A 19,337-nucleotide genomic window follows, 5' to 3' on the forward strand; every position below is an offset into this window, starting at 1 on the left:
ACGGTTGCCGCGCGCCGCTCAGGCGGCCGTGCTCGCGAATACGTAGTTCGTCATCGCGAGCACACGCTGGTACGTGCCGAGCGACTGGATACCGAGCTGGTAGTCGTCGTCCGCCGCGCCGAGCGCCGTGAACACCGGCAGCAAGTGTTCGTCGGTCGGATGCATCAGCGCCGCGTGCGGCGCCTGCCGGCGGTAGTCGAGCAGCGCATCGACGTCGCGCGCGGCCAGCTTCGCCTCGAACCAGTCGGTGAATTCCGCGACGCGCGGGTCCGCATCCTCGGGGGCCGCACTGAAATCGGCGGCGCGCAGGTTGTGCGTGATCTGGCCCGAGCCGATCACCATCACGCCTTCGTCGCGCAGCGGTCGCAGCGCGCGGCCGAGCGCGAAGTGGTGGGCGGCATCCGCGCGCGGCTGGATCGACAATTGCGCCACCGGCACATCGGCTTCCGGGAACATCAGCAGCATCGGTACCCATGCGCCGTGGTCGAGGCCGTGCTCGGTCGTCGCGGTCTCGATGCCGGCCGCATTCAGCAGCCCGGCCGCGCGCTCGGCGACGTCGGGCGCGCCCGGCGCCGGGTAGCGGATGTCGTACAGCGCCTGCGGAAAGCCGTAGAAATCGTGGATCGTTTCCGGATGCGCGGCGACGCTGGCGACGGGGCGCTGCGTGCCCCAGTGCGCGGACAGCATCAGCACCGCGCGCGGGCGCGGCAATTCGGCGCCGAGGTGGGTGAACGCGCCGGACGGCAGCGTCGGGTCGATCGGCAGCGTCGGGGCGCCGTGGGACAGATAGAGCGAAGGCAAGCGGTTCATGGTGGTGGCCTGCAAAGGGATTTGCCTGTGACTATAGGCGCGCACCGGATATTGATAAATCCGCGCTGAGGAATTTAATTGACGCTTGTTTGTTGATAATCCGGGCGGCGCAGCGCGCTCTGCGGCACGTTGGCGCTGTATTCGTGAAATCGAATGAATTTGCAGTGTAATCGGCGAAGATGCGCGAAGAACGGGCCTGCGGAAGTGCGCTTACTGAGCGTGCCGGATGCCGGCCCACGGCGTTGTCAGCGGTGCGCTGAGCGCGAACAGGTCGAGCACGCGCGTGACGGTCTGATCGACGAGTTCCTCGATCGTCTTCGGCATCGCGTAGAACGCGGGTAGCGGCGGGAAGACGATGCCGCCCATTTCGGTGACGGCCGTCATGTTGCGCAGATGCGCGAGGTTGAACGGTGTTTCGCGCACCATCAGCACGAGGCGGCGGCGTTCCTTCAACGTGACGTCGGCCGCGCGCGTGATCAGGTTGTCGGACAGCCCGTGCGCGACGCTCGCGAGCGTCTTCATCGAGCAGGGCGCGATCACCATCCCGTCGGTCGCGAACGACCCCGACGCGATCGTCGCGCCGACGTCGCGCACCGAATGCACGACGTCCGCACGGCTTTCGACATCGGCCTTCGACAGCTTCAGTTCGTGCTGGATGTTGAGCCAGCCGGCGTTCGAAATCAGCAGGTGCGTTTCGACGCCGCCGGCAGCGCGCAGCAGGTCGAGCAGCCGGACGCCGTAGATCGCGCCGGTGGCGCCGGTGATCGCGACGATCAGCCGGCGTGGCGGCGCGCTGGGAGATGCCATCGAAAGGGGGCGTATTACGCGGCGGCGAACAGTTGCTGCAGTTCGCCCGACTGGTACATCTCCATCATGATGTCCGAGCCGCCGATGAATTCGCCCTTCACGTAGAGCTGCGGGATGGTCGGCCAGTTCGAGAATTCCTTGATGCCTTGGCGGATCTCGTCGTCTTCGAGCACGTTGACCGTCTTGAACTGGTCGACGCCGCAGGCTTTCAGCACCTGGATGGCGCGGCCCGAAAAGCCGCACATCGGGAATTGTGCGTTGCCCTTCATGAAGAGCACGACCTGGTTTTCGTCGACGATTTGCTTGATACGTTGTTGGGTGTCCATGACTGACCTTGCGTTAGCGGGGCGTTAGATCGAAATGATAGCGGATTTCAACCGGGCGGGCCGGGCATCAGCCCGGCAGGCGGCCGCCTGTCGTGCGTTCGATGGCGGCCAGATCGGCGAGCGATTCGACCGCGACGAAGCCGTGCGAGGCGAGCACCGCGCGCACGGCCTCGGCCTGGTCGTAGCCATGCTCGATCCAGAGCGTGCCGCCCGGTTTCAGGTAGGTGCCGGCGCCCGCGACGATCGTGCGGATCGCGCTGAGGCCGTCGGCATCGTCGGTGAGTGCGCCGCGCGGCTCGAAACGCAGGTCGCCCTGCGCGAGGTGCGGATCGTGCTGCGCGATATACGGCGGGTTGCTGACGATCGTGTCGAATGCGAGCGACGGATCGAGTGCCGCGTACCAGTCGCTCTCCAGCCAGTGCAGCGTGCCGCCGGGACGGTGCGCGTCGAGCAGCTTGCCGGCGTTGCGTTGCGCGACCGCGAGTGCGGCCGGCGAACGGTCGAGCGCCCATACGCGGGCATCGGGCCGCTCGGCGGCGATCGACACGGCGATCGCGCCGCTGCCGGTGCCGAGATCGAGCACGGCCGGATGCGGCAGTCCGTCGATCGCGTCGAGTGCGGCTTCGACGAGCAGTTCGGTCTCGGGGCGCGGGATCAGCACGTCCGGCGTCACGTCGAACGGCCGGCCGAAGAATTCGCGCATCCCGACGAGTTGTGCGACGGGCTCGCCGGCCATGCGGCGCGCCTCGAGCACGCGGTAGCGTTCGACCGCGGCCGCGTCGAGCGGCGCGTCGCCGCGTGTGATCAGCTGCGTTCGGGTCCAGCCGAGTGCGTGCGCGAGCAGCACGCGCGCATCGACCGCGTCGAGCGGGGACGCGCGCAGCAGGTCGTCGGCGGTCGTGTCGGGCATCGCGGCCTCAGTCGGCATCGCCGAGCGACGCGAGCAGCTCGGCCTGGTGCTCGCTGACCAGCGCGCGGATCAGTTCGTCGAGGTCGCCGTCCATGAGCGCCTCGAGCCGGTACAGCGTCAGGTTGATCCGGTGGTCGGTCATCCGGCCCTGCGGGAAGTTGTACGTGCGGATCCGTTCCGAGCGGTCGCCGGAGCCGATCAGGCTCTTGCGCGTCGCGGCTTCCTTCGCGTGCTGCTCGTGATACTGCTTGTCCTTGATGCGCGCGGCGAGGACCTTCAGCGCGCGATCCTTGTTCTTGTGCTGCGAGCGGTCGTCCTGGCACTCGACGACGATCCCGGTCGGGATGTGCGTGACGCGCACCGCCGAATCGGTCTTGTTGATGTGCTGGCCGCCCGCGCCGGACGCACGGAACGTGTCGATCCGCAGGTCGGCCGGATTGATCTCGACCTCGCCGATCTCGTCGGCTTCCGGCATTACCGCGACCGTGCACGCGGACGTGTGGATGCGCCCCTGCGTTTCGGTCGCGGGCACGCGCTGCACGCGATGGCCGCCCGATTCGAACTTCAGGCGCGAATACGCACCCTGGCCCGCGATCCGCACGATCACTTCCTTGTAGCCGCCGAGATCCGACGCACTCTCAGACATCATTTCGACCTGCCAGCGCTGGCGTTCCGCGAAGCGCAGGTACATGCGCAGCAGGTCGCCCGCGAACAGCGCCGATTCATCGCCGCCGGCGCCCGCGCGGATTTCGACGAAGATGTTGCGGTCGTCGTTCGGATCCTTCGGCAGCAGCATCTTCTGCAGCTCGGTCTCGAGGCGGGTCATGCTCTCGCGCGCGCTGCGGATTTCGTCTTCCGCGAAGTCGCGCATCGACAGATCGCCGAGCAGCTCCTGCGCAGCCGTCTCGTCGCTGCGCGACTGGCGCCACAGCGCGTACTGCTCGACCACCGGGCCGAGTTCCGCATGTTCACGCGTGAGCTTGCGGTACTGGTCGAGGTCGGCCGTGACGTTTTCGCGGCTCAGCAGGTCGTTCAGTTCGGCCAGCCGTGTGGACAGCTGGTCGAGCTTGCGTTGCATGCTCGTCTTCATGGTGTGGAGCGGCGCTCCCGGGCAAGGGGTATTCGGAAAGGATAGGCCGGCGCGCGGCCGGCGGCAGGGCGATCGGCCGGCGCTAGTGGCCGGACTGGTCGTTCGAGCGCGGTGCGTGCTGGTAGAAGCCGCGCATCAGGTCGATCAGCGAATCGCGATCGGCGCCGTTCACGCGGTTGAGCGCGCTCGTCGGGCCGTGGATCAGCTTGTTGGTCAGCGCCTGCGACAGCGCTTCGAGCACGGCGGCCGGATCGTCGCCGCGCGCGAGCAGCTTCTGCGCCTTGTCGACTTCGGCCCGGCGCAGCGCGTCGGCCTGCGTATGCATGTGACGGATCACCGGCACGACGCTGCGCGTGTCGAGCCATTGCATGAAATTCTGCACGCGCGTCTCGATGATCGCTTCGGCCTGCGCGACCGCAGCCTGGCGCGATGCGTTGCCTTCGCGCACGATCGCGCCGAGATCGTCGACGGTGTAGAGGAACACGTCCTTCAGCTTGCCGACTTCGGGCTCGATGTCGCGCGGTACCGCGAGGTCGACCATGAAGATCGGCCGGTGGCGGCGCGCCTTCACCGCGCGCTCGACTGCGCCGAGGCCGATGATCGGCAGCGTCGACGCTGTGCACGACACGATGATGTCGAATTCGTGCATGCGGGTCGGCAGATCCGCGAGCGGCATCGCGCGGCCGTTGAAGCGCTCGGCGAGCCGCTGGCCGCGTTCGGCCGTGCGGTTCGCGACGACGAGTTCGCGCGGACCTTGCGCGGCGAAGTGCGTCGCGCACAGCTCGATCATCTCGCCGGCGCCGATGAACAGCACGCGCTGATCGGACACTTTTTCGAAGATCCGTTGCGCGAGGCGCACCGCGGCGGCGGCCATCGACACCGACTGCGTGCCGATTTCGGTCGTGCCGCGCACTTCCTTCGCCACCGCGAACGTGCGCTGGAACAGCTGGTTCAGATAGGTGCCGAGCGCGCCGGCTTCCGTTGCGGTGCGCACGGCATCCTTCATCTGGCCCAGGATCTGGGTTTCGCCAAGCACCATCGAATCGAGGCCGGAGGCGACGCGGAATGCGTGCCGGACCGCTTCCGACTGCGGCAGCGCATAGACGTGCGGCGCGAGCTCGTCGACCGAAATCCGGTGATACTCCGACAGCCAGCGGACTGCGCCTTCGCGTGCTGCGCGATCGTCTGTCGCGCAATACAGTTCGGTGCGGTTGCAGGTGGAGAGGATCGCCGCTTCGGGCGTATTGGGCGCCTGGGGGCCGAGAAACACGTTCTTGAACGTGACGAGAGCCGGCTTGATCTGCTCGAGCGGAAACGCCACGCGTTCGCGCAGGGCGACAGGCGCAGTGTGGTGATTGATTCCGATCGTGAGGAGTTGCATGTCGAGGGCTATCGTTTAGCCCCATATTATAGCGTTTCAGCGATTTCCTCACTCGCCGCATACCGGGCATCAGCGTGGTGGGGCCGGGAATTTGGGGGCTCGATCGGCACGCGGTCGAGCTGATAGCCGTAGCCGTAGAGCGGCAGCAGCCGGTAGCCGCGCTCCGGAAGGAGATGCAGCTTGCTGCGCAGCCGGGACGCGTGGGTGTCGAGCGTGCGCGACTTCATGTCGCGGCGGCGCGCCCACACCGTTTCGAGAATATGGGCGCGCGACACGGGCCGCGACAGGTTCGCGAACAGCAACTGCGCGAAACGGAACTCCTTCGGCGTGAGTGAAACGATTGCGTCGCCGAAACGCACGAGGCAGTGCGTGGCGTCGAATGCGTATTCGCCATACATTTCGCGCGAGCGGGTGGGCGGCCGGCGGACGCCGGCGCGGCGGCTCAACGCGTTGACGCGCGCGAGCAGCTCGGGCCCGCTCACGGGGCGCACGAGGCAATCGTCGGCACCTGCGTGCAGGCACGATACGATTTCGCTTTCGCGCGGCAACTGCATCACGGCGATGGCCGGCAGCCCGGGCAGGATGGTCTGCGCGCGCGGAATGACTTCCTCGGCCGGCTGGTCGCCGGCCCAGTGGCCGGTGATCAGCATGTCGCAGGTGTCGGTGGCGAGCCACTCGAAGAACGCCGTGCTGGACGGAAACGCGTGGCACACATGACCGCCTGCAAAGAGCAGGCGGTTCAGGAGCGCGGCATGGCGCGCGTCCGGATCGATCAGAGCGATTCGCATAAGAATTTCTTCAATACGGCAGCCGGTGCGCGCTTGCCATAACGTCGAGTCGGCCCCTACACTCGAATGTTCGCGGCACCCGGCTGGTCTCGGGTTCGATGGATGAATCGATGCTAGCCGCTGGCAACGTTCACGCCTATGGGACGAATCTGAATTTATAGAAGGCGTCGAATGAACTGGTTTGGAATCCTTGTCCTGGGAGCGGCCGTCGGGCTGTTCGGCCGATGGCTGCATCCGATGCGGCGCACGGGCCGGCCGGCGTGGTGGATCGCGGTGCTCGCCGGCATCGTCGGCGCGGCCGCGGCCCGCATGGCCGGCAATCTCTCTGGACTGTTTTACGATGGCGAGACGCTCGAATGGCCGGTCTGCACCGGTGGCGCGTTCCTCGTCGTAGCCGTGACGGTCGCGCTGTCGGCCCGTCGCTGAATGCTCTCAGGTGAAATCATGAATTCCCGTCTTCCCGAAGTCTCGCCGGTGCCGGCCCGCCTCGCGCTGCTGCGTGGTGCCATGGCCCGCGAGGATCTGGCCGCCTATCTCGTGCCGTCCGCCGATCCCCATCTCTCCGAGTATCTGCCGGAGCGCTGGCAGGCTCGCCGCTGGCTGTCCGGCTTCACGGGCTCGGTCGGCACGCTGGTCGTGACGGCGGATTTCGCAGGGCTGTGGGTCGATAGCCGCTACTGGGTGCAGGCCGATACCGAACTGGCTGGCACGGGCGTGCAGCTGATGAAGATGACGGGCGGGCAGCAGAGCGCGCCGCACGTCGACTGGCTCGCGCAGAACGTGGCGGCGGGTATGACGGTCGGCGTCGACGGCGCCGTGCTCGGCGTCGCGGCCGCACGCGGGCTGACGGGCGCGCTGAACGCACGCGGCATCGCGCTGCGTACCGACCTCGACCTGCTCGACGCGATTTGGCCCGAGCGGCCGGGGCTGCCCGGCGACGCGGTGTTCGAGCATGCGGCGCCGCAGGCCGACACGACGCGCGCGAGCAAGCTGGCCGAAGTGCGCCGCGCGATGCGTGCGCAGGGCGCGCAGTGGCATTTCGTGTCGACGCTCGACGACCTCGCATGGCTGTTCAACCTGCGCGGTGCCGACGTCAACTTCAATCCCGTATTCGTTGCGCACGCAATGATCGGCGCCGATCGCGCGACGCTGTTCGTCGCCGACGGCAAGGTGTCGCCGGCATTGGCCGCGTCGCTCGCGCAGGACGGCGTCGACGTTCGTGCCTACGACGCCGCGCGCGCCGCGCTCGCGGCGCTGCCCGACGGCGCGACGCTGCTGATCGACCCGCGCCGCGTGACGTTCGGCACGCTCGAGGCCGTGCCGGCCGGCGTGAAGCTCGTCGAGGCCGTGAATCCGTCGACGTTCGCGAAGTCGCGCAAGACGTCCACCGAGATCGAGCACGTGCGCGTGACGATGGAACACGACGGCGCCGCGCTCGCGGAATTCTTCACCTGGTTCGAACAGGCCGTGAACCGCGAGACGATCACCGAGCTGACGATCGAGGAGAAACTCACGGCCGCGCGCGCACGGCGCCCCGGCTATGTGTCGCCGAGCTTCGCGACGATCGCCGGCTTCAACGCGAACGGCGCGATGCCGCACTACCACGCGACGCCCGCGTCGCACGCGACGATCGCCGGCGACGGGCTGCTGCTGATCGATTCGGGTGGCCAATATGTCACCGGCACGACCGACATCACGCGCGTCGTGCCGGTCGGCACGGTCAGCGACCTGCAGCGGCGCGATTTCACGATCGTGCTGAAATCGATGATGGCGCTGTCGCGTGCGCGGTTCCCGCGCGGCATCCGCTCGCCGATGCTCGACGCGATCGCGCGCGCACCGATGTGGGCGGCCGGGCTCGACTACGGCCACGGCACGGGGCATGGCGTCGGCTACTTCCTGAACGTGCACGAAGGCCCGCAGGTCATCTCGCACTACGCGCCGGCCGAGCCGTACACGGCGATGGAAGAGGGCATGATCACGTCGATCGAGCCGGGCGTGTACCGTCCCGGCCAGTGGGGCATCCGGATCGAGAACCTGGTCGTGAACCGCGCGGCCGGGCAGACCGAGTTCGGCGATTTCCTCGCATTCGAGACGCTGACGCTGTGCCCGATCGACACGCGCTGCGTGCTGATCGAAATGCTGCATGACGAAGAACGCGCGTGGCTGAATGCGTATCATGCAACGGTGCGCGAGCGCGTCGGCCGGCACCTGAGCGGCGATGCCAAGGCGTGGCTCGACGCGCGCACGCAGCCGCTCTGACGCAACATGCGATAACGGCCGGACAACGGTCAAACGACAAAACCGAGGGCAAGCAATGGCGGACACCGCAGTGATCGTGGTCGACATGCAGCGCGGGCTGGTGCAGCGGGCGCGGCCCGCTTACCGGCTCGATGACGTGGTAGCGGGCATCAACCGGTTGACGGCGGCGGCGCGTGCGGCGAATGCGCCCGTGTGCTTCGTGCAGCACGACGGCGATGCGGACGACGATGTCGTGCCCGGCACGCCGGGTTGGGAGCTGCATGCGGGGCTGGTCGTCGGGAACGACGACTGGCGCGTGCGCAAGCAGATGAGCGATTCGTTCCACGACACGCCGCTCGCCGCGCAGCTCGACCGCCACGGCATCCGTTCGGTGCTGATCTGCGGCTATGCGACCGAGTTCTGCGTCGATTCGGCCGCGCGCCGCGCCGCGCTGCTCGGCTACCGGACGACCGTCGTGTCCGACCTGCACACGACGAACGAGCGCGCGCACTTGGCAGCCGCGCAGATCGTCGCGCACCATCACTTCGTATGGCAAAACAATTCGCTGTCGGGCAACCCGGTGACGCCGCGCCCGCTCACGGACATCCTCGCGACGGAGTTCGCATGACGATCAAGGCCGTGGTGTTCGATTTCGGCGGCGTGCTGATCGACTGGAGCCCCGAGTACCTTTACCGGGAACTGATTCCCGACGATGCGGAGCGCCGCTGGTTCCTCACGCATGTGTGCGCGATGGACTGGGTGATCCGCCAGGACGGCGGGCAAACGATCGAGGAAGGCACGGCCGAGCTCGTCGCGAAGTTCCCGGAGCACGAAGCGCTGATCCGAGCGTTCTATGCGCGCTGGCACGAGATGATCGGCGGCGTACTCGAAGAGGGCGCGGCACTCGTCGACCGGCTGGAGGCACAGGGGATGCCGCTCTTCGGGCTGACGAACTGGTCCGCGCAGACGTTTCCGTATGCGTGGGACAACTTCCCGGTGCTGCGGCGTTTCAGGGAGATCGTCGTGTCGGGCCGTGTGAAGCTCGTGAAACCCGATCCGGCGATCTACCGCGAGATGCATGCGCGGATCGAGCCGCACCTGCCGGGCATCGCGCCGCACGAACTCGTGTTCATCGACGACAACGCGAAGAATGCCGCGGCCGCGACGGCGCTCGGCTGGCACGGCATCCATCACACGAGTGCGGCGGCGACCGAGGCGCGGCTGCGCGAACTGGGCGCGCTCGCGTAAGCGGCATGCGAACAGCAGCCATCGGATAAAAAAAGCGGGCCAGCGGCCCGCTTTTTTGTTGTGCCGCTCCTGAAGCGGCCACCCTCGGTGCCTGGCCCCGCGTTGCCGCAGCGCCGGGCCCCCGGGCCGAGCCGGTCAGCGGCTGATCGGCTTGTAGCGCAGACGCTTCGGCTTCGCGGCTTCCTCGCCGAGGCGTGCGCGCTTGTCGGCTTCGTACTCCTGGTAGTTGCCGTCGAAGAACGTGACCTGCGAATCGCCTTCGAACGCGAGGATGTGCGTTGCGATCCGGTCGAGGAACCAGCGATCGTGCGAGATCACCATCACCGAGCCCGCGAATTCGAGCAGCGCGTCTTCCAGCGCGCGCAGCGTTTCGACGTCGAGGTCGTTCGACGGTTCGTCGAGCAGCAGCACGTTGCCGCCGGAGATCAGCGTCTTCGCGAGGTGCAGGCGGCCGCGTTCACCGCCGGACAGGTTGCCGACGATCTTCTGCTGGTCGCCGCCCTTGAAGTTGAAGCGGCCGATGTACGCGCGCGACGGCGTTTCGTACTTGCCCACCGTCAGCACGTCGGCGCCACCCGAGATTTCCTCGAACACCGTCTTCGTGCCGTCGAGTGCGTCGCGGCTCTGGTCGACGTACGCGAGCTTCACGGTCGGCCCCATCACGACTTCGCCCGAATCCGGCTGTTCCTTGCCCGTCAGCATCCGGAACAGCGTCGACTTGCCGGCGCCGTTCGGCCCGATGATGCCGACGATCGCGCCAGCCGGGATCTTCAGGTTCAGGTTGTCGATCAGCAGGCGGTCGCCGAACGCCTTGCTGACGTTCTTGAACTCGATCACTTCATTGCCGAGGCGGTCGCCGACCGGGATGAAGATTTCCTGCGTCTCGTTGCGCTTCTGGTATTCCTGGCTGTTCAGCTCCTCGAAGCGCGCGATACGTGCCTTCGACTTCGCCTGCCGGCCCTTCGGGTTCTGGCGCACCCACTCCAGTTCCTTCTTGATCGCCTTCTGGCGCGCCGATTCCGACGCTTCTTCCTGCTTCAGGCGCTCTTCCTTCTGGTCGAGCCAGCTGCTGTAGTTGCCCTTCCACGGAATGCCGTGGCCGCGGTCGAGTTCGAGAATCCATTCGGCCGCGTTGTCGAGGAAGTAGCGATCGTGGGTGACCGCGACGACGGTGCCCGGGAAGCGCACCAGGAACTGCTCGAGCCAGTCGACCGATTCCGCGTCGAGGTGGTTGGTCGGTTCGTCGAGCAGCAGCATGTCGGGCTTTTCGAGCAGCAGCTTGCACAGTGCGACGCGGCGCTTTTCACCGCCCGACAGGTGTTCGATCTTTGCGTCCCACGCCGGCAGGCGCAGTGCGTCGGCGGCCACTTCGAGCTGCTGCTCGGGGCTGCCGCCGTCGCTCGACGCGAGGATCGCTTCGTACTTCGCCTGCTCGGCCGCGAGCGCGTCGAAGTCGGCGTCCGGCTCGGCGTACGCCGCGTAGATTTCCTCGAGCTTCTTGTTCGCCTGGAACAGGTCGCCGAGGCCGTCCTCGACGGCTTCGCGCACCGTCTTCGTCGGGTCGAGCTGCGGCTCCTGCGGCAGGTAGCCGATGTTCAGGTTCGGCATCGGCGTCGCTTCGCCTTCGATGTCCTTGTCGACGCCCGCCATGATGCGGATCAGCGTCGACTTGCCCGAGCCGTTCAGGCCGAGCACGCCGATCTTCGCGCCGGGAAAGAACGACAGCGAGATGTCCTTCAGGATCTGGCGCTTGGGCGGCACGATCTTGCCGACCCGGTTCATCGTGAAAACGTATTGGGCCATTTGGGTGTGAAAGTCAGAAGTGGTTGAGACTGCCGCGCAGCGCGCTGGCGTGGCGGCGTCGGGTGATTCGGTACGGAGCGTGCCGCGCGCGGCGCGGCTGCGTCGCCGCGTGTCGGCGGCGCGAGCGGCTATTGTACTTCGCCACCGGCTGCCGCTGGCGCGATCCCGGCCTTTTGGTCAGGCCCGTGCTCACAGCCACGCGGCGACGCCGCCGTGCCCCGAGCACGTACCGCGCCGGTGACGGCTGAAGCTGTACGTGCCGTCGCGACAGCGCGCGCTTGCGCCTTCGGGCACGCGGCCCGATTTCGAATGGGCGGGCGCGTGCACGGTTTCGCCGTCGCGGTTGCGATACGTGTCGTGTCGGTCGAGATCGGCTTCGTTGGCGTAGCCGGGCGGTGCGCGGTACGCGTGTGCCGGAAGGGGCAGCGCGGCGCACGCGACGAAGAATGCGGCGGACAGGGTCGCGATGCGCGTCGCGCGGCGGAGCAGGGCGGGCATGGTCTCTCTCGGTCTGTTGTTATCGGTTTGGGGCCGCATGTTAGCCGATCGGCAGGGGACCGGCGCCACGCGGCGGAGCGACGCTACGCCGCGCCCGACATCGATGCCGCGCCGTCGGCTTGCGCGGCGTCGAGGATCCATCGGCGGAATGCGGCGACCTTCGGCCGTTCCGCGTGATGCGGTGGATAGACGAGGTAGTACGCGAAATCGTCGAGCCACGCGACGTCGGCGAGCTGCACGAGCCGGCCGCTTGCCAGCTCGCCGCGCACCATCGCGGCGGGCAGCAGCCCGGCGCCCTGGCCGGCGACGATCGCCTGCAGCAACAGGCCCGAGTCGTCGAACGCGGGGCCGCGCGGCGGGCCGAAATCGTCGATCCGCTGCGCGCCGAACCAGATGTGCCAGCCCTTGCGCTCCGCGTCGTGCAGCTGTGGCCAGCCGACGAGCTCGGCCGGCGTCGCCGGCATGCCGAGCCGCGCAACGAGGTCGGGCGACGCGAGCGCGACGATCTCCACCGTCAGCAGGCGCTCGCTGCACAGCCCGATATAGCGCCCGAGGCCATGACGGATGGCGACGTCGACGCCGTCGCGCGAGAAATCCGCGAGCGCGTGGCTCGTGACGACCTGCAGGTCGACGTCCGGGCACGACTCGCGGAACTGCGCGAGGCGCGGGACGAGCCACGCGGATGCGAAGAACGGCGTGACGCTCACCGTCAGCACGCCGCTGTCGGCGGCGCCCGACACGCGCTGCGACGCATCGGCGATCTGCCTGAACGCGTTGCGCACCGGCGGCAGGTAGTCGCGGCCGGCCGCCGTGAGCAGGATGCCGCGGTTGACGCGCTCGAACAGCTGCACGCCGAGATGCGTCTCGAGCGTGCGGATCATCTGGCTCACCGCGCCGGGCGTGACCGACAGCTCCTCGGCGGCTGCCTTCACCGACAGGTGGCGGGCAGCCGCTTCGAATGCGCGCAGCGCGTTGAGAGGCGGCAAGCGGGAACGAATCATTCAGTTTTTCTAAATCGAAAGTCCGACGAAATATCGTTTGAGACGATACGTACGCACGAGTACCGTTGACGCATCGGAGTGCATGCGTCGCGACTGCCGGTCGGCGGCCGATGCGATCAACATAGTTCAACTATATCCATGAGGCAATCCGGACGCCGCCTGGCGGCCGGTGGAACCTGAGAGGAGCATCGTCATGAACCGCCCGGGCGCAGCGCGCCTTTTCTATGGCTGGTACGTGGTTGCGGCCGCGTTCGCCGTCACGTTCGTCGGTTTCGGCAGCGCGTACACGTTCAGCGCGTTCGTCGAGTCGCTGCAGCGGGATTTCGCCGCGTCGCGCGGGCAGATCTCGCTCGTGTTCTCGCTCGCTGGCTTCCTGTATTTCGGTTTCGGCATCGTCAGCGGGCCGCTGGCCGACCGCTTCGGTTCGCGGCGGCTGGCCATTGCCGGGATGCTGCTGACGGGCGCGGGGCTCGCGGCTGCCGGTGCTGCGCATACGCTGGTGCAGGTCTATGTCGCGTACGGTCTCGGTGTCGGTCTCGGCGTCGGCTGCGCATACGTGCCGGCCGTCGGCGCCGTGCAGCGCTGGTTCGTGCGCCGGCGCGGCTTCGCGTCGGGGCTCGCGGTCGCCGGGATCGGTGTCGGCACGCTGGTGATGCCACCGCTCGCGTCCGTGCTGATCGCGCACGCCGGCTGGCGCGGCGCGTATTTCACGCTGGCCGTGATCGCGGTCGTGATCGGCGCGGGGATGTCGCTGCTGATCGAGAACGATCCGTGCGGGCGGGGGCTGCTGCCGGACGGGGAGGCGGCGCATGAGCCCGTCGAAGGCAGCGGTGCGAAAGTCACCGTCACCGGGCGCGATGCGAGTGCTTCGGTGTCTGCCACCACCACGGGGCGCAAGCCGGCTGCCGCTTCGGCGCCTGCCGGCGCGACGGTGCGCGAAGCCGTCACGTCGCGTCCGTTCGCGAGCCTCTACGCGGCATGCCTCATCTGCTCGTTCGGTGTGTTCGTCCCGTTCGTTCACCTCGTGCCGTACGCGCTCGATCATGGCGTCTCGTCATCGACGGCCGTGCTGCTGCTCGGCGCGATCGGCGTCGGCAGCACGGCCGGCCGGTTTTTCCTCGGCGGCCTCGCCGACCGCTTCGGCCGCCGCACGTCGCTGCTCGCGATGTTCGCGGGCATGGCGGTCGCGCTCGTCGCGTGGGCCGGTGCCGGCACCGTCTCGACGCTTGCCGCGTTCGCACTCGTGTTCGGCGTGTTCTACGGTGGCTGGGTGGCCGTGCTGCCGGCGGTCGTGATGGACTACTTCGGCGGCCGCAACGTGAGCGGGATCATCGGCGTGCTTTACACGAGCGTCGCATTCGGCACGCTGATCGGGCCGACCGCGGCCGGCTTCATCTACGACGCGGGCGGCGGCTATCTCGTGCCGATCCTGGCCAGCGCCGCCGCGAATGCGATCGCCTTCGCGATCGTCGCGACGACGGGGCGTGTGTCGACGGTCGCACATGCGGCGCGCGGATAGGCGTGCTTCGGCCCGCGCACCGTCGCGAATTCCGGTAGGGTGGCCGGATCGTGAACCGAAGGCATGCAGCCGGGAGGCCCCATGACATTCGACGAAGTCCGGCAGATCGCATTGGCGTGGCGCGGTGTCGAGGAGGGCACGTCGTACGGCACGCCTGCACTCAAGGTGAAAGGCAAGATGCTCGCGCGGCTGCGCGAGGACGGCGACACGCTCGTCGTGAAGGGCGTCGGCCCCGACGAGCGCGCGTGGCTCATCGAATCGGAACCCGACGTCTATTACGTGACGGATCACTACGTCGGCTGGCCGATCGTACTGGTGCGGCTGTCGGTGGCCCATCCCGACGCCGTGAAAAACCTGCTTCTGCGAGAATGGCAGGCTGTCGTCCCCGCCAAATGGCGCGACGAGATGGCGCGCAGCGCGAACTGACACGCCGGTTGCGACTGGCTGCCCGACATCGCCGGGTGCCTGCGGCGCGCTCGCGAGCCACCGCGAACGGGTACAAGCGTTGCATCGATCGCCGTCGATGCAACAAGTGGTTCCATCGAAATTCTTCAATTGGTTCTTAGTGAAGAACCGTTTGATGCTTACACTCCTTCGCTTCGAAGGCAGCTGACGAAAGCCGACGGAATGGGCGCACGCGATGCGCCGGCGCCCTGCGCACCGCATCGCACCCGCAGCTTCGCAGAACTGCGTTGCGCACCCTTCCGGAACGGCCCCCGATCCGGCTGAGCGCCTGCATCCCGTGCACGCGCCGCGTCCGGCCCGGCTCAAGAACCACAATCCCCCGTGCTGCCTTCACGCGATACCCGGCCATACCGGAACCGTTTTTTGGAGAGAGACAGATGAGTGGAAGCAACACAGGCCTCGGTACGGGCCTGAAGCAGCGGCACGTGACGATGATGTCGATTGCCGGCGTGATCGGCGCGGGCCTGTTCGTCGGCTCCGGCCACGCCATCGCGGAAGCCGGCCCGGCGTCGATCCTCGCGTATGCGATCGCGGGTGTGCTGGTCGTGCTGGTGATGCGCATGCTCGGCGAGATGGCCGTCGCGCATCCGGACAGCGGTTCGTTCTCCACCTATGCCGATCGCGCGATCGGCCATTGGGCCGGTTTCTCGATCGGCTGGCTGTACTGGTGGTTCTGGGTGCTCGTGATCCCGATCGAGGCGACCGCCGCCGCGACCATCCTGAATGCGTGGTTCCCCGGCGTTGCAACCTGGGTCTTTGCGCTCGGCATCACGCTGGTGCTGACGGTGACCAACCTCTTCTCGGTCAAGAATTACGGCGAATTCGAATTCTGGTTCGCGCTGATCAAGGTCGTCGCGATCGTCGTGTTCCTGTGCATCGGCGGCGCGGCGATCGTCGGCATCATTCCCGCCCCCGCCGTGTCGGGCGTGTCGAACCTGTTCGTGCATGACGGCTTCATGCCGCACGGCGCAGGCGCGGTGCTCGCGGCGATGCTGACGACGATGTTCTCTTTCCTCGGCACCGAGATCGTGACGATCGCGGCCGCCGAATCGGACAACCCGCAACGCCAGATCGTGCGCGCGACCAACTCGGTGATCTGGCGCATCACGCTGTTCTATCTCGGCTCGATCCTCGTCGTCGCAGCCATCGTGCCGTGGAACGACCCGTTGCTGCCGAAGCACGGCTCGTATCAGCGCGCGATGGAGCTGATCGGCATCCCGAACGCGAAGGCGATCATCGACGTGATAGTGCTCGTGTCGGTCGCGAGCTGCCTGAATTCGGCGCTGTACACCGCTTCCCGGATGCTGTTCTCGCTGTCCAGGCGCAAGGATGCGCCCGCGTTCCTGCACCGTACCGATTCGACCGGCACGCCGCGCGCGGCGGTGCTCGCATCGACCGCGTTCGGCTTCCTGACCGTGATCGCGAACTACCTGATGCCGGAGCAGGTGTTCGGCTTCCTGCTTGCGACGTCGGGTGCGATCGCGCTGCTCGTGTATCTCGTGATCGCGATCTCGCAGTTGCGGATGCGCAAGACGCTCGAATCGAGCGGCGCGGACCTGACGCTGCGGATGTGGCTGTTCCCGTGGCTCACGTGGGCCGTGATCCTGTTCATCTGCGGCACGCTGACCGTGATGTTCGTCAGTGAGGATCACCGGATGGAAGTGGGTGCGACGGCCGTGTTGGCGTTGATCGTGCTGCTGGCGTCGTGGCTGAACAAGCGTGGTCGCGATGCGCAGGCGAGTGAAGGGCGGCGCGTGTCGGCGACTTGATGGCGTGAAGTGATGGCGGGCGGAACGTCCGCGTCACGAAAAATGGCCCGATCGGCGAATGCCGGTCGGGCCATTTGTTTTTCTGAACTCACCAGCGGATTTCAGCAGCGACACTCCGGCGTGCCGGCATCCTCGTATCAGGATGGTTTCCGCTCGCCAGTTGCCGACAATTTCTTCGCCATCTTCTTTGTCGATGCCGTTGCGCAGATCGCCTTCGCCGCAGGAAGCATCGAGCCGTCACCCCATTCCTTGTGAGCCGACTTTTCGCAGGATGCGTCTCGCGCCTTCTTCCATTTTGAGATCCGTGCCTCGAGCGACGCTTTACGATCCGGGTGTTCGCTGACCTGCTTGTTGACGACTTTCTGTAGTTCGCGCTCGGCGACGATCTGGTCGCGCCAGGCGCAGAAATTCATGCTGGCTTGGCTCGAGTCGCAGTTGTTGAGCAATGCGGCAACTTCGCTGGCCGGTAACCCGCTGCGCGCCGATATCTCGTCGGCTGGTGTCTGGTCTGCGAACGCCGTCGCCGACACCACCATGAACAGCAACAGGCAGTGCTTTTTCATCGCGTCCTCTGGGGTTGGAACGGCGCGGATTCCAGGCGTCGGCGGTTAACCAGGCCGTTCGATCGAATTGCGCGAAGGCGGCGCCCTTGGGCGTCGCGCGGGTGGATGTAGACGCGCTGGTTCATGTGCGATACGACACCGGTATCGTTGTTCTGATTCGCGGACTGCAGCGCCGCCAGTGCGCCGGTATTGCCTGCGTTATAGGTATAGCTGACCAGCTCATCGAATTGCGCCTGTGTGAGTTCGCGCTGTGTGACGCTCCTGCGCACTTGAGATTCTGCGGTGCTCACGCGGGCCGCCAACTGTGCATTGACCTGTGCTGGCGTTACCGGGCGGCGCAATTCCTCGGGTGTGCATGGTCCGCTGTGCGCGAGCGTTCCCACGCCGAAGGTACAGTTGTTCGCCTGATCGTTGTAATAGTGCATGACCGCTTGTTCGCGGTCACGCAGCGCCGCCCAGCCGGCTTCGCTCAGGCGCATGTTTTCGTTTGCCATCCTTGTCCTCTCAGTGCTTTTTTCTGGGCCCACGACGGTCACGAGGGCAGGGCACTTTATCATCGGGCTGTTACGACAAGAAGGTTGTGGCGCCCCGTGCTGCGCGGGCCGCTACGCTCGACCGTTGCAGGACACTCCACTTTCGGGGGCCGAGATGCTTGGTCTGGGTGACAATACCTTCGACAAGATGGTTACAGTCAGTCAACTCGAGTTGAACGACGCCGGACACATAAAAACAAAAAACCCCTTGCGGCGCCGAGGCCGCAAGGGGTTTTCCTTTCCGCGTATCGCAGTACGCCGGGGTTATTCGCTCAGACGTTGAACAGGAAGTTCATCACGTCGCCGTCGTGCACGACATATTCCTTCCCTTCCGCGCGCATCTTGCCGGCTTCCTTCGCACCCTGTTCACCCTTGTACGAGACGAAGTCGTCGAACGCGATCGTCTGTGCACGGATGAAGCCGCGCTCGAAGTCGGTGTGGATCACGCCGGCCGCCTGCGGGGCCGTGTCGCCGATATGGATCGTCCACGCGCGCACTTCCTTCACGCCCGCGGTGAAGTAGGTCTGCAGGCCGAGCAGCTTGAAGCCCGCGCGGATCACGCGGTCGAGGCCCGGCTCTTCCATGCCCATGTCGGCGAGGAACGCTTCCTTGTCCGCGTCGTCGAGATCGGCGATTTCCGCCTCGATCGCCGCGCACACGGCCACGACCGGCGCGTTCTCGCTTTCCGCGTACTTGCGCACCGCGTCGAGGTGCGGGTTGTTCTCGAAGCCGTCGTCCTTCACGTTGGCGACATACATCGTCGGCTTCGCGGTAATCAGGCAGAACGGCTTGAGCAGCGCCTGTTCGTCGTCCGACAGCGCGAGGCCGCGCACGGCCTTGCCCTGGTCGAGCTGCGCGCGCACCTTCTCGAGCACCGCGACGAGCTTCGCCGCTTCCTTGTCGTTGCCCGACTTCGCGGCCTTCGAGTAGCGCGTGAGCGCCTTCTCGACGGTGCCGAGGTCGGCGAGCGCGAGTTCGGTGTTGATCACTTCGATGTCGTCGATCGGGCTGACCTTGCCGGCGACGTGAATGACGTTCTCGTCCTCGAAGCAGCGCACGACGTGCGTGATCGCATCGGTTTCGCGGATGTTCGCGAGGAACTGGTTGCCGAGGCCTTCACCCTTGCTCGCGCCCGCGACGAGGCCCGCGATGTCGACGAATTCGACGACGGCCGGCACGACACGCTCCGGCTTGACGATCTCGGAGAGCGCCTTCAGGCGCGTATCGGGCACTTCGACGATGCCGACGTTCGGCTCGATCGTGCAGAACGGGTAGTTCTCGGCGGCGATGCCGGCCTTGGTCAGCGCATTGAACAGGGTGGACTTGCCGACGTTGGGCAAGCCGACGATGCCGCATTTGAGACTCATGGAATCCTTCGGACGGGTAAGGCGGCGCGGCCGGACAGGGCACGGCGGCGCGGGAAAAAAGGGCGGCCGGCGCTTGGGACGCGGCGGGCCGACGGTCAAAGTCGCTATTGTACCGTGCCGACGCCCTGGATTCCGGGCTGGCGCCGAACGGCCGATGCGGCGGGGCGCCGCGCTGCCGCATCGGCCTGCGATTCTGCTGATTTCCCGCAAAGTCCGGCCGC

Annotated in this window: 20 protein-coding genes; 7 read left to right on the forward strand and 13 right to left on the reverse strand. The window is 66.8% G+C overall.

All coding sequences use genetic code 11. The features are described from left to right. Window positions 1-18: 18 nt before the first annotated feature. The 7 genes from BCO18175_RS34825 to BCO18175_RS34855 all read right to left on the reverse strand — a co-directional run bounded on the left by BCO18175_RS34825 (window position 19) and on the right by BCO18175_RS34855 (window position 6,112). Complete coding sequence (locus tag BCO18175_RS34825) at window positions 19-810, reverse strand: DODA-type extradiol aromatic ring-opening family dioxygenase (RefSeq protein ID WP_174917395.1); 792 nt, start codon at window positions 808-810, stop codon at window positions 19-21. 210 nt (window positions 811-1,020) lie between these two features. Further along, window positions 1,021-1,617, reverse strand: a complete 597-nt coding sequence (locus BCO18175_RS34830; RefSeq protein ID WP_048251007.1) for a UbiX family flavin prenyltransferase — start codon at window positions 1,615-1,617, stop codon at window positions 1,021-1,023. Window positions 1,618-1,631: 14 nt separating this feature from the next. Further along, window positions 1,632-1,943 carry a Grx4 family monothiol glutaredoxin gene (grxD, locus tag BCO18175_RS34835; protein WP_021161789.1) on the reverse strand — a complete coding sequence of 104 codons (312 nt, stop codon included), beginning with the start codon at window positions 1,941-1,943 and terminating at the stop codon, window positions 1,632-1,634. Window positions 1,944-2,010: 67 nt separating this feature from the next. Continuing rightward, window positions 2,011-2,853, reverse strand: a complete 843-nt coding sequence (gene prmC / locus BCO18175_RS34840; protein ID WP_174987568.1) for a peptide chain release factor N(5)-glutamine methyltransferase — start codon at window positions 2,851-2,853, stop codon at window positions 2,011-2,013. A 7-nt stretch (window positions 2,854-2,860) separates the two neighbouring features. Then, on the reverse strand, window positions 2,861-3,943 hold the full coding sequence (gene prfA, locus BCO18175_RS34845) for a peptide chain release factor 1 (protein ID WP_174987571.1): 1,083 nt from the start codon (window positions 3,941-3,943) through the stop codon (window positions 2,861-2,863). Between the two features lie 82 nt (window positions 3,944-4,025). Beyond that, the gene (hemA, locus tag BCO18175_RS34850) at window positions 4,026-5,324 is read right to left on the reverse strand and encodes a glutamyl-tRNA reductase (protein WP_174917392.1); all 1,299 of its coding nucleotides are present in this window, start codon (window positions 5,322-5,324) and stop codon (window positions 4,026-4,028) included. Between the two features lie 26 nt (window positions 5,325-5,350). Next, window positions 5,351-6,112 carry a response regulator transcription factor gene (locus tag BCO18175_RS34855; protein ID WP_174987574.1) on the reverse strand — a complete coding sequence of 254 codons (762 nt, stop codon included), beginning with the start codon at window positions 6,110-6,112 and terminating at the stop codon, window positions 5,351-5,353. A gap of 171 nt (window positions 6,113-6,283) precedes the next feature. On the opposite strand from BCO18175_RS34855, the gene BCO18175_RS34860 reads away from it, so the two are divergent. The 4 genes from BCO18175_RS34860 to BCO18175_RS34875 are packed head-to-tail and all read left to right on the forward strand — an operon-like array spanning window position 6,284 to window position 9,598. Next, the gene (locus BCO18175_RS34860; protein WP_174987577.1) at window positions 6,284-6,538 is read left to right on the forward strand and encodes a hypothetical protein; all 255 of its coding nucleotides are present in this window, start codon (window positions 6,284-6,286) and stop codon (window positions 6,536-6,538) included. A gap of 18 nt (window positions 6,539-6,556) precedes the next feature. Then, window positions 6,557-8,371 carry an aminopeptidase P family protein gene (locus tag BCO18175_RS34865; RefSeq protein WP_174987579.1) on the forward strand — a complete coding sequence of 605 codons (1,815 nt, stop codon included), beginning with the start codon at window positions 6,557-6,559 and terminating at the stop codon, window positions 8,369-8,371. A gap of 55 nt (window positions 8,372-8,426) precedes the next feature. Then, on the forward strand, window positions 8,427-8,978 hold the full coding sequence (locus tag BCO18175_RS34870) for an isochorismatase family protein (RefSeq protein WP_174987581.1): 552 nt from the start codon (window positions 8,427-8,429) through the stop codon (window positions 8,976-8,978). Continuing rightward, window positions 8,975-9,598: an HAD family hydrolase gene (locus BCO18175_RS34875; RefSeq protein WP_174969698.1), complete on the forward strand. Its 624-nt coding sequence runs from the start codon at window positions 8,975-8,977 to the stop codon at window positions 9,596-9,598. The genes BCO18175_RS34870 and BCO18175_RS34875 overlap by 4 nt, the downstream gene beginning before the upstream one ends. Before the next feature lie 135 nt (window positions 9,599-9,733). Here the strand turns inward: BCO18175_RS34875 and ettA are convergent, their stop codons facing one another. The 3 genes from ettA to gcvA all read right to left on the reverse strand — a co-directional run bounded on the left by ettA (window position 9,734) and on the right by gcvA (window position 12,900). Then, the gene (ettA, locus tag BCO18175_RS34880; RefSeq protein ID WP_014898224.1) at window positions 9,734-11,401 is read right to left on the reverse strand and encodes an energy-dependent translational throttle protein EttA; all 1,668 of its coding nucleotides are present in this window, start codon (window positions 11,399-11,401) and stop codon (window positions 9,734-9,736) included. 189 nt (window positions 11,402-11,590) lie between these two features. After that, window positions 11,591-11,899: a DUF3761 domain-containing protein gene (locus tag BCO18175_RS34885; protein WP_174987584.1), complete on the reverse strand. Its 309-nt coding sequence runs from the start codon at window positions 11,897-11,899 to the stop codon at window positions 11,591-11,593. 83 nt (window positions 11,900-11,982) lie between these two features. Continuing rightward, window positions 11,983-12,900 carry a transcriptional regulator GcvA gene (gene gcvA / locus BCO18175_RS34890; RefSeq protein WP_174987587.1) on the reverse strand — a complete coding sequence of 306 codons (918 nt, stop codon included), beginning with the start codon at window positions 12,898-12,900 and terminating at the stop codon, window positions 11,983-11,985. A gap of 193 nt (window positions 12,901-13,093) precedes the next feature. Here gcvA and BCO18175_RS34895 point away from each other — a divergent pair, with 193 nt between their 5' ends. The 3 genes from BCO18175_RS34895 to gabP all read left to right on the forward strand — a co-directional run bounded on the left by BCO18175_RS34895 (window position 13,094) and on the right by gabP (window position 16,653). After that, a complete protein-coding gene (locus tag BCO18175_RS34895) occupies window positions 13,094-14,419 on the forward strand; it encodes an MFS transporter (protein ID WP_174987590.1) in 1,326 nt (441 codons plus the stop codon). Window positions 14,420-14,500: 81 nt separating this feature from the next. Next, window positions 14,501-14,845 (forward strand): MmcQ/YjbR family DNA-binding protein, encoded by a 345-nt coding sequence (locus tag BCO18175_RS34900; RefSeq protein WP_174987593.1) that lies wholly within the window; start codon window positions 14,501-14,503, stop codon window positions 14,843-14,845. A gap of 416 nt (window positions 14,846-15,261) precedes the next feature. Beyond that, on the forward strand, window positions 15,262-16,653 hold the full coding sequence (gene gabP, locus BCO18175_RS34905) for a GABA permease (protein WP_174917383.1): 1,392 nt from the start codon (window positions 15,262-15,264) through the stop codon (window positions 16,651-16,653). Window positions 16,654-16,790: 137 nt separating this feature from the next. Here the strand turns inward: gabP and BCO18175_RS34910 are convergent, their stop codons facing one another. The 3 genes from BCO18175_RS34910 to ychF all read right to left on the reverse strand — a co-directional run bounded on the left by BCO18175_RS34910 (window position 16,791) and on the right by ychF (window position 19,116). After that, entirely contained in the window at window positions 16,791-17,216 is a 426-nt protein-coding gene (locus BCO18175_RS34910; protein WP_174987596.1) for a lysozyme inhibitor LprI family protein, read from the reverse strand. After that, window positions 17,213-17,710 carry a lysozyme gene (locus BCO18175_RS34915; RefSeq protein ID WP_174987599.1) on the reverse strand — a complete coding sequence of 166 codons (498 nt, stop codon included), beginning with the start codon at window positions 17,708-17,710 and terminating at the stop codon, window positions 17,213-17,215. Before BCO18175_RS34915 ends, BCO18175_RS34910 begins: the two co-directional genes overlap by 4 nt. Window positions 17,711-18,021: 311 nt before the next feature. Then, entirely contained in the window at window positions 18,022-19,116 is a 1,095-nt protein-coding gene (gene ychF / locus BCO18175_RS34920; RefSeq protein ID WP_174987602.1) for a redox-regulated ATPase YchF, read from the reverse strand. Window positions 19,117-19,337 lie beyond the last annotated feature (221 nt).

It is taken from the genome of Burkholderia lata, assembly GCF_902499335.1.
Classification (GTDB): Bacteria; Pseudomonadota; Gammaproteobacteria; order Burkholderiales; family Burkholderiaceae; genus Burkholderia; species Burkholderia lata_B.

What these genes read in the sequence shown, in the direction of transcription:
- BCO18175_RS34825 (WP_174917395.1), bottom strand. Translation starts at nt 810, where the DNA reads ATGAACCGCTTGCCTTCGCTCTATCTGTCCCACGGCGCCCCGACGCTG.
- BCO18175_RS34830 (WP_048251007.1), bottom strand. Translation starts at nt 1,617, where the DNA reads ATGGCATCTCCCAGCGCGCCGCCACGCCGGCTGATCGTCGCGATCACC.
- grxD (WP_021161789.1), bottom strand. Translation starts at nt 1,943, where the DNA reads ATGGACACCCAACAACGTATCAAGCAAATCGTCGACGAAAACCAGGTC.
- prmC (WP_174987568.1), bottom strand. Translation starts at nt 2,853, where the DNA reads ATGCCCGACACGACCGCCGACGACCTGCTGCGCGCGTCCCCGCTCGAC.
- prfA (WP_174987571.1), bottom strand. Translation starts at nt 3,943, where the DNA reads ATGAAGACGAGCATGCAACGCAAGCTCGACCAGCTGTCCACACGGCTG.
- hemA (WP_174917392.1), bottom strand. Translation starts at nt 5,324, where the DNA reads ATGCAACTCCTCACGATCGGAATCAATCACCACACTGCGCCTGTCGCC.
- BCO18175_RS34855 (WP_174987574.1), bottom strand. Translation starts at nt 6,112, where the DNA reads ATGCGAATCGCTCTGATCGATCCGGACGCGCGCCATGCCGCGCTCCTG.
- BCO18175_RS34860 (WP_174987577.1), top strand. Translation starts at nt 6,284, where the DNA reads ATGAACTGGTTTGGAATCCTTGTCCTGGGAGCGGCCGTCGGGCTGTTC.
- BCO18175_RS34865 (WP_174987579.1), top strand. Translation starts at nt 6,557, where the DNA reads ATGAATTCCCGTCTTCCCGAAGTCTCGCCGGTGCCGGCCCGCCTCGCG.
- BCO18175_RS34870 (WP_174987581.1), top strand. Translation starts at nt 8,427, where the DNA reads ATGGCGGACACCGCAGTGATCGTGGTCGACATGCAGCGCGGGCTGGTG.
- BCO18175_RS34875 (WP_174969698.1), top strand. Translation starts at nt 8,975, where the DNA reads ATGACGATCAAGGCCGTGGTGTTCGATTTCGGCGGCGTGCTGATCGAC.
- ettA (WP_014898224.1), bottom strand. Translation starts at nt 11,401, where the DNA reads ATGGCCCAATACGTTTTCACGATGAACCGGGTCGGCAAGATCGTGCCG.
- BCO18175_RS34885 (WP_174987584.1), bottom strand. Translation starts at nt 11,899, where the DNA reads ATGCCCGCCCTGCTCCGCCGCGCGACGCGCATCGCGACCCTGTCCGCC.
- gcvA (WP_174987587.1), bottom strand. Translation starts at nt 12,900, where the DNA reads ATGATTCGTTCCCGCTTGCCGCCTCTCAACGCGCTGCGCGCATTCGAA.
- BCO18175_RS34895 (WP_174987590.1), top strand. Translation starts at nt 13,094, where the DNA reads ATGAACCGCCCGGGCGCAGCGCGCCTTTTCTATGGCTGGTACGTGGTT.
- BCO18175_RS34900 (WP_174987593.1), top strand. Translation starts at nt 14,501, where the DNA reads ATGACATTCGACGAAGTCCGGCAGATCGCATTGGCGTGGCGCGGTGTC.
- gabP (WP_174917383.1), top strand. Translation starts at nt 15,262, where the DNA reads ATGAGTGGAAGCAACACAGGCCTCGGTACGGGCCTGAAGCAGCGGCAC.
- BCO18175_RS34910 (WP_174987596.1), bottom strand. Translation starts at nt 17,216, where the DNA reads ATGAAAAAGCACTGCCTGTTGCTGTTCATGGTGGTGTCGGCGACGGCG.
- BCO18175_RS34915 (WP_174987599.1), bottom strand. Translation starts at nt 17,710, where the DNA reads ATGGCAAACGAAAACATGCGCCTGAGCGAAGCCGGCTGGGCGGCGCTG.
- ychF (WP_174987602.1), bottom strand. Translation starts at nt 19,116, where the DNA reads ATGAGTCTCAAATGCGGCATCGTCGGCTTGCCCAACGTCGGCAAGTCC.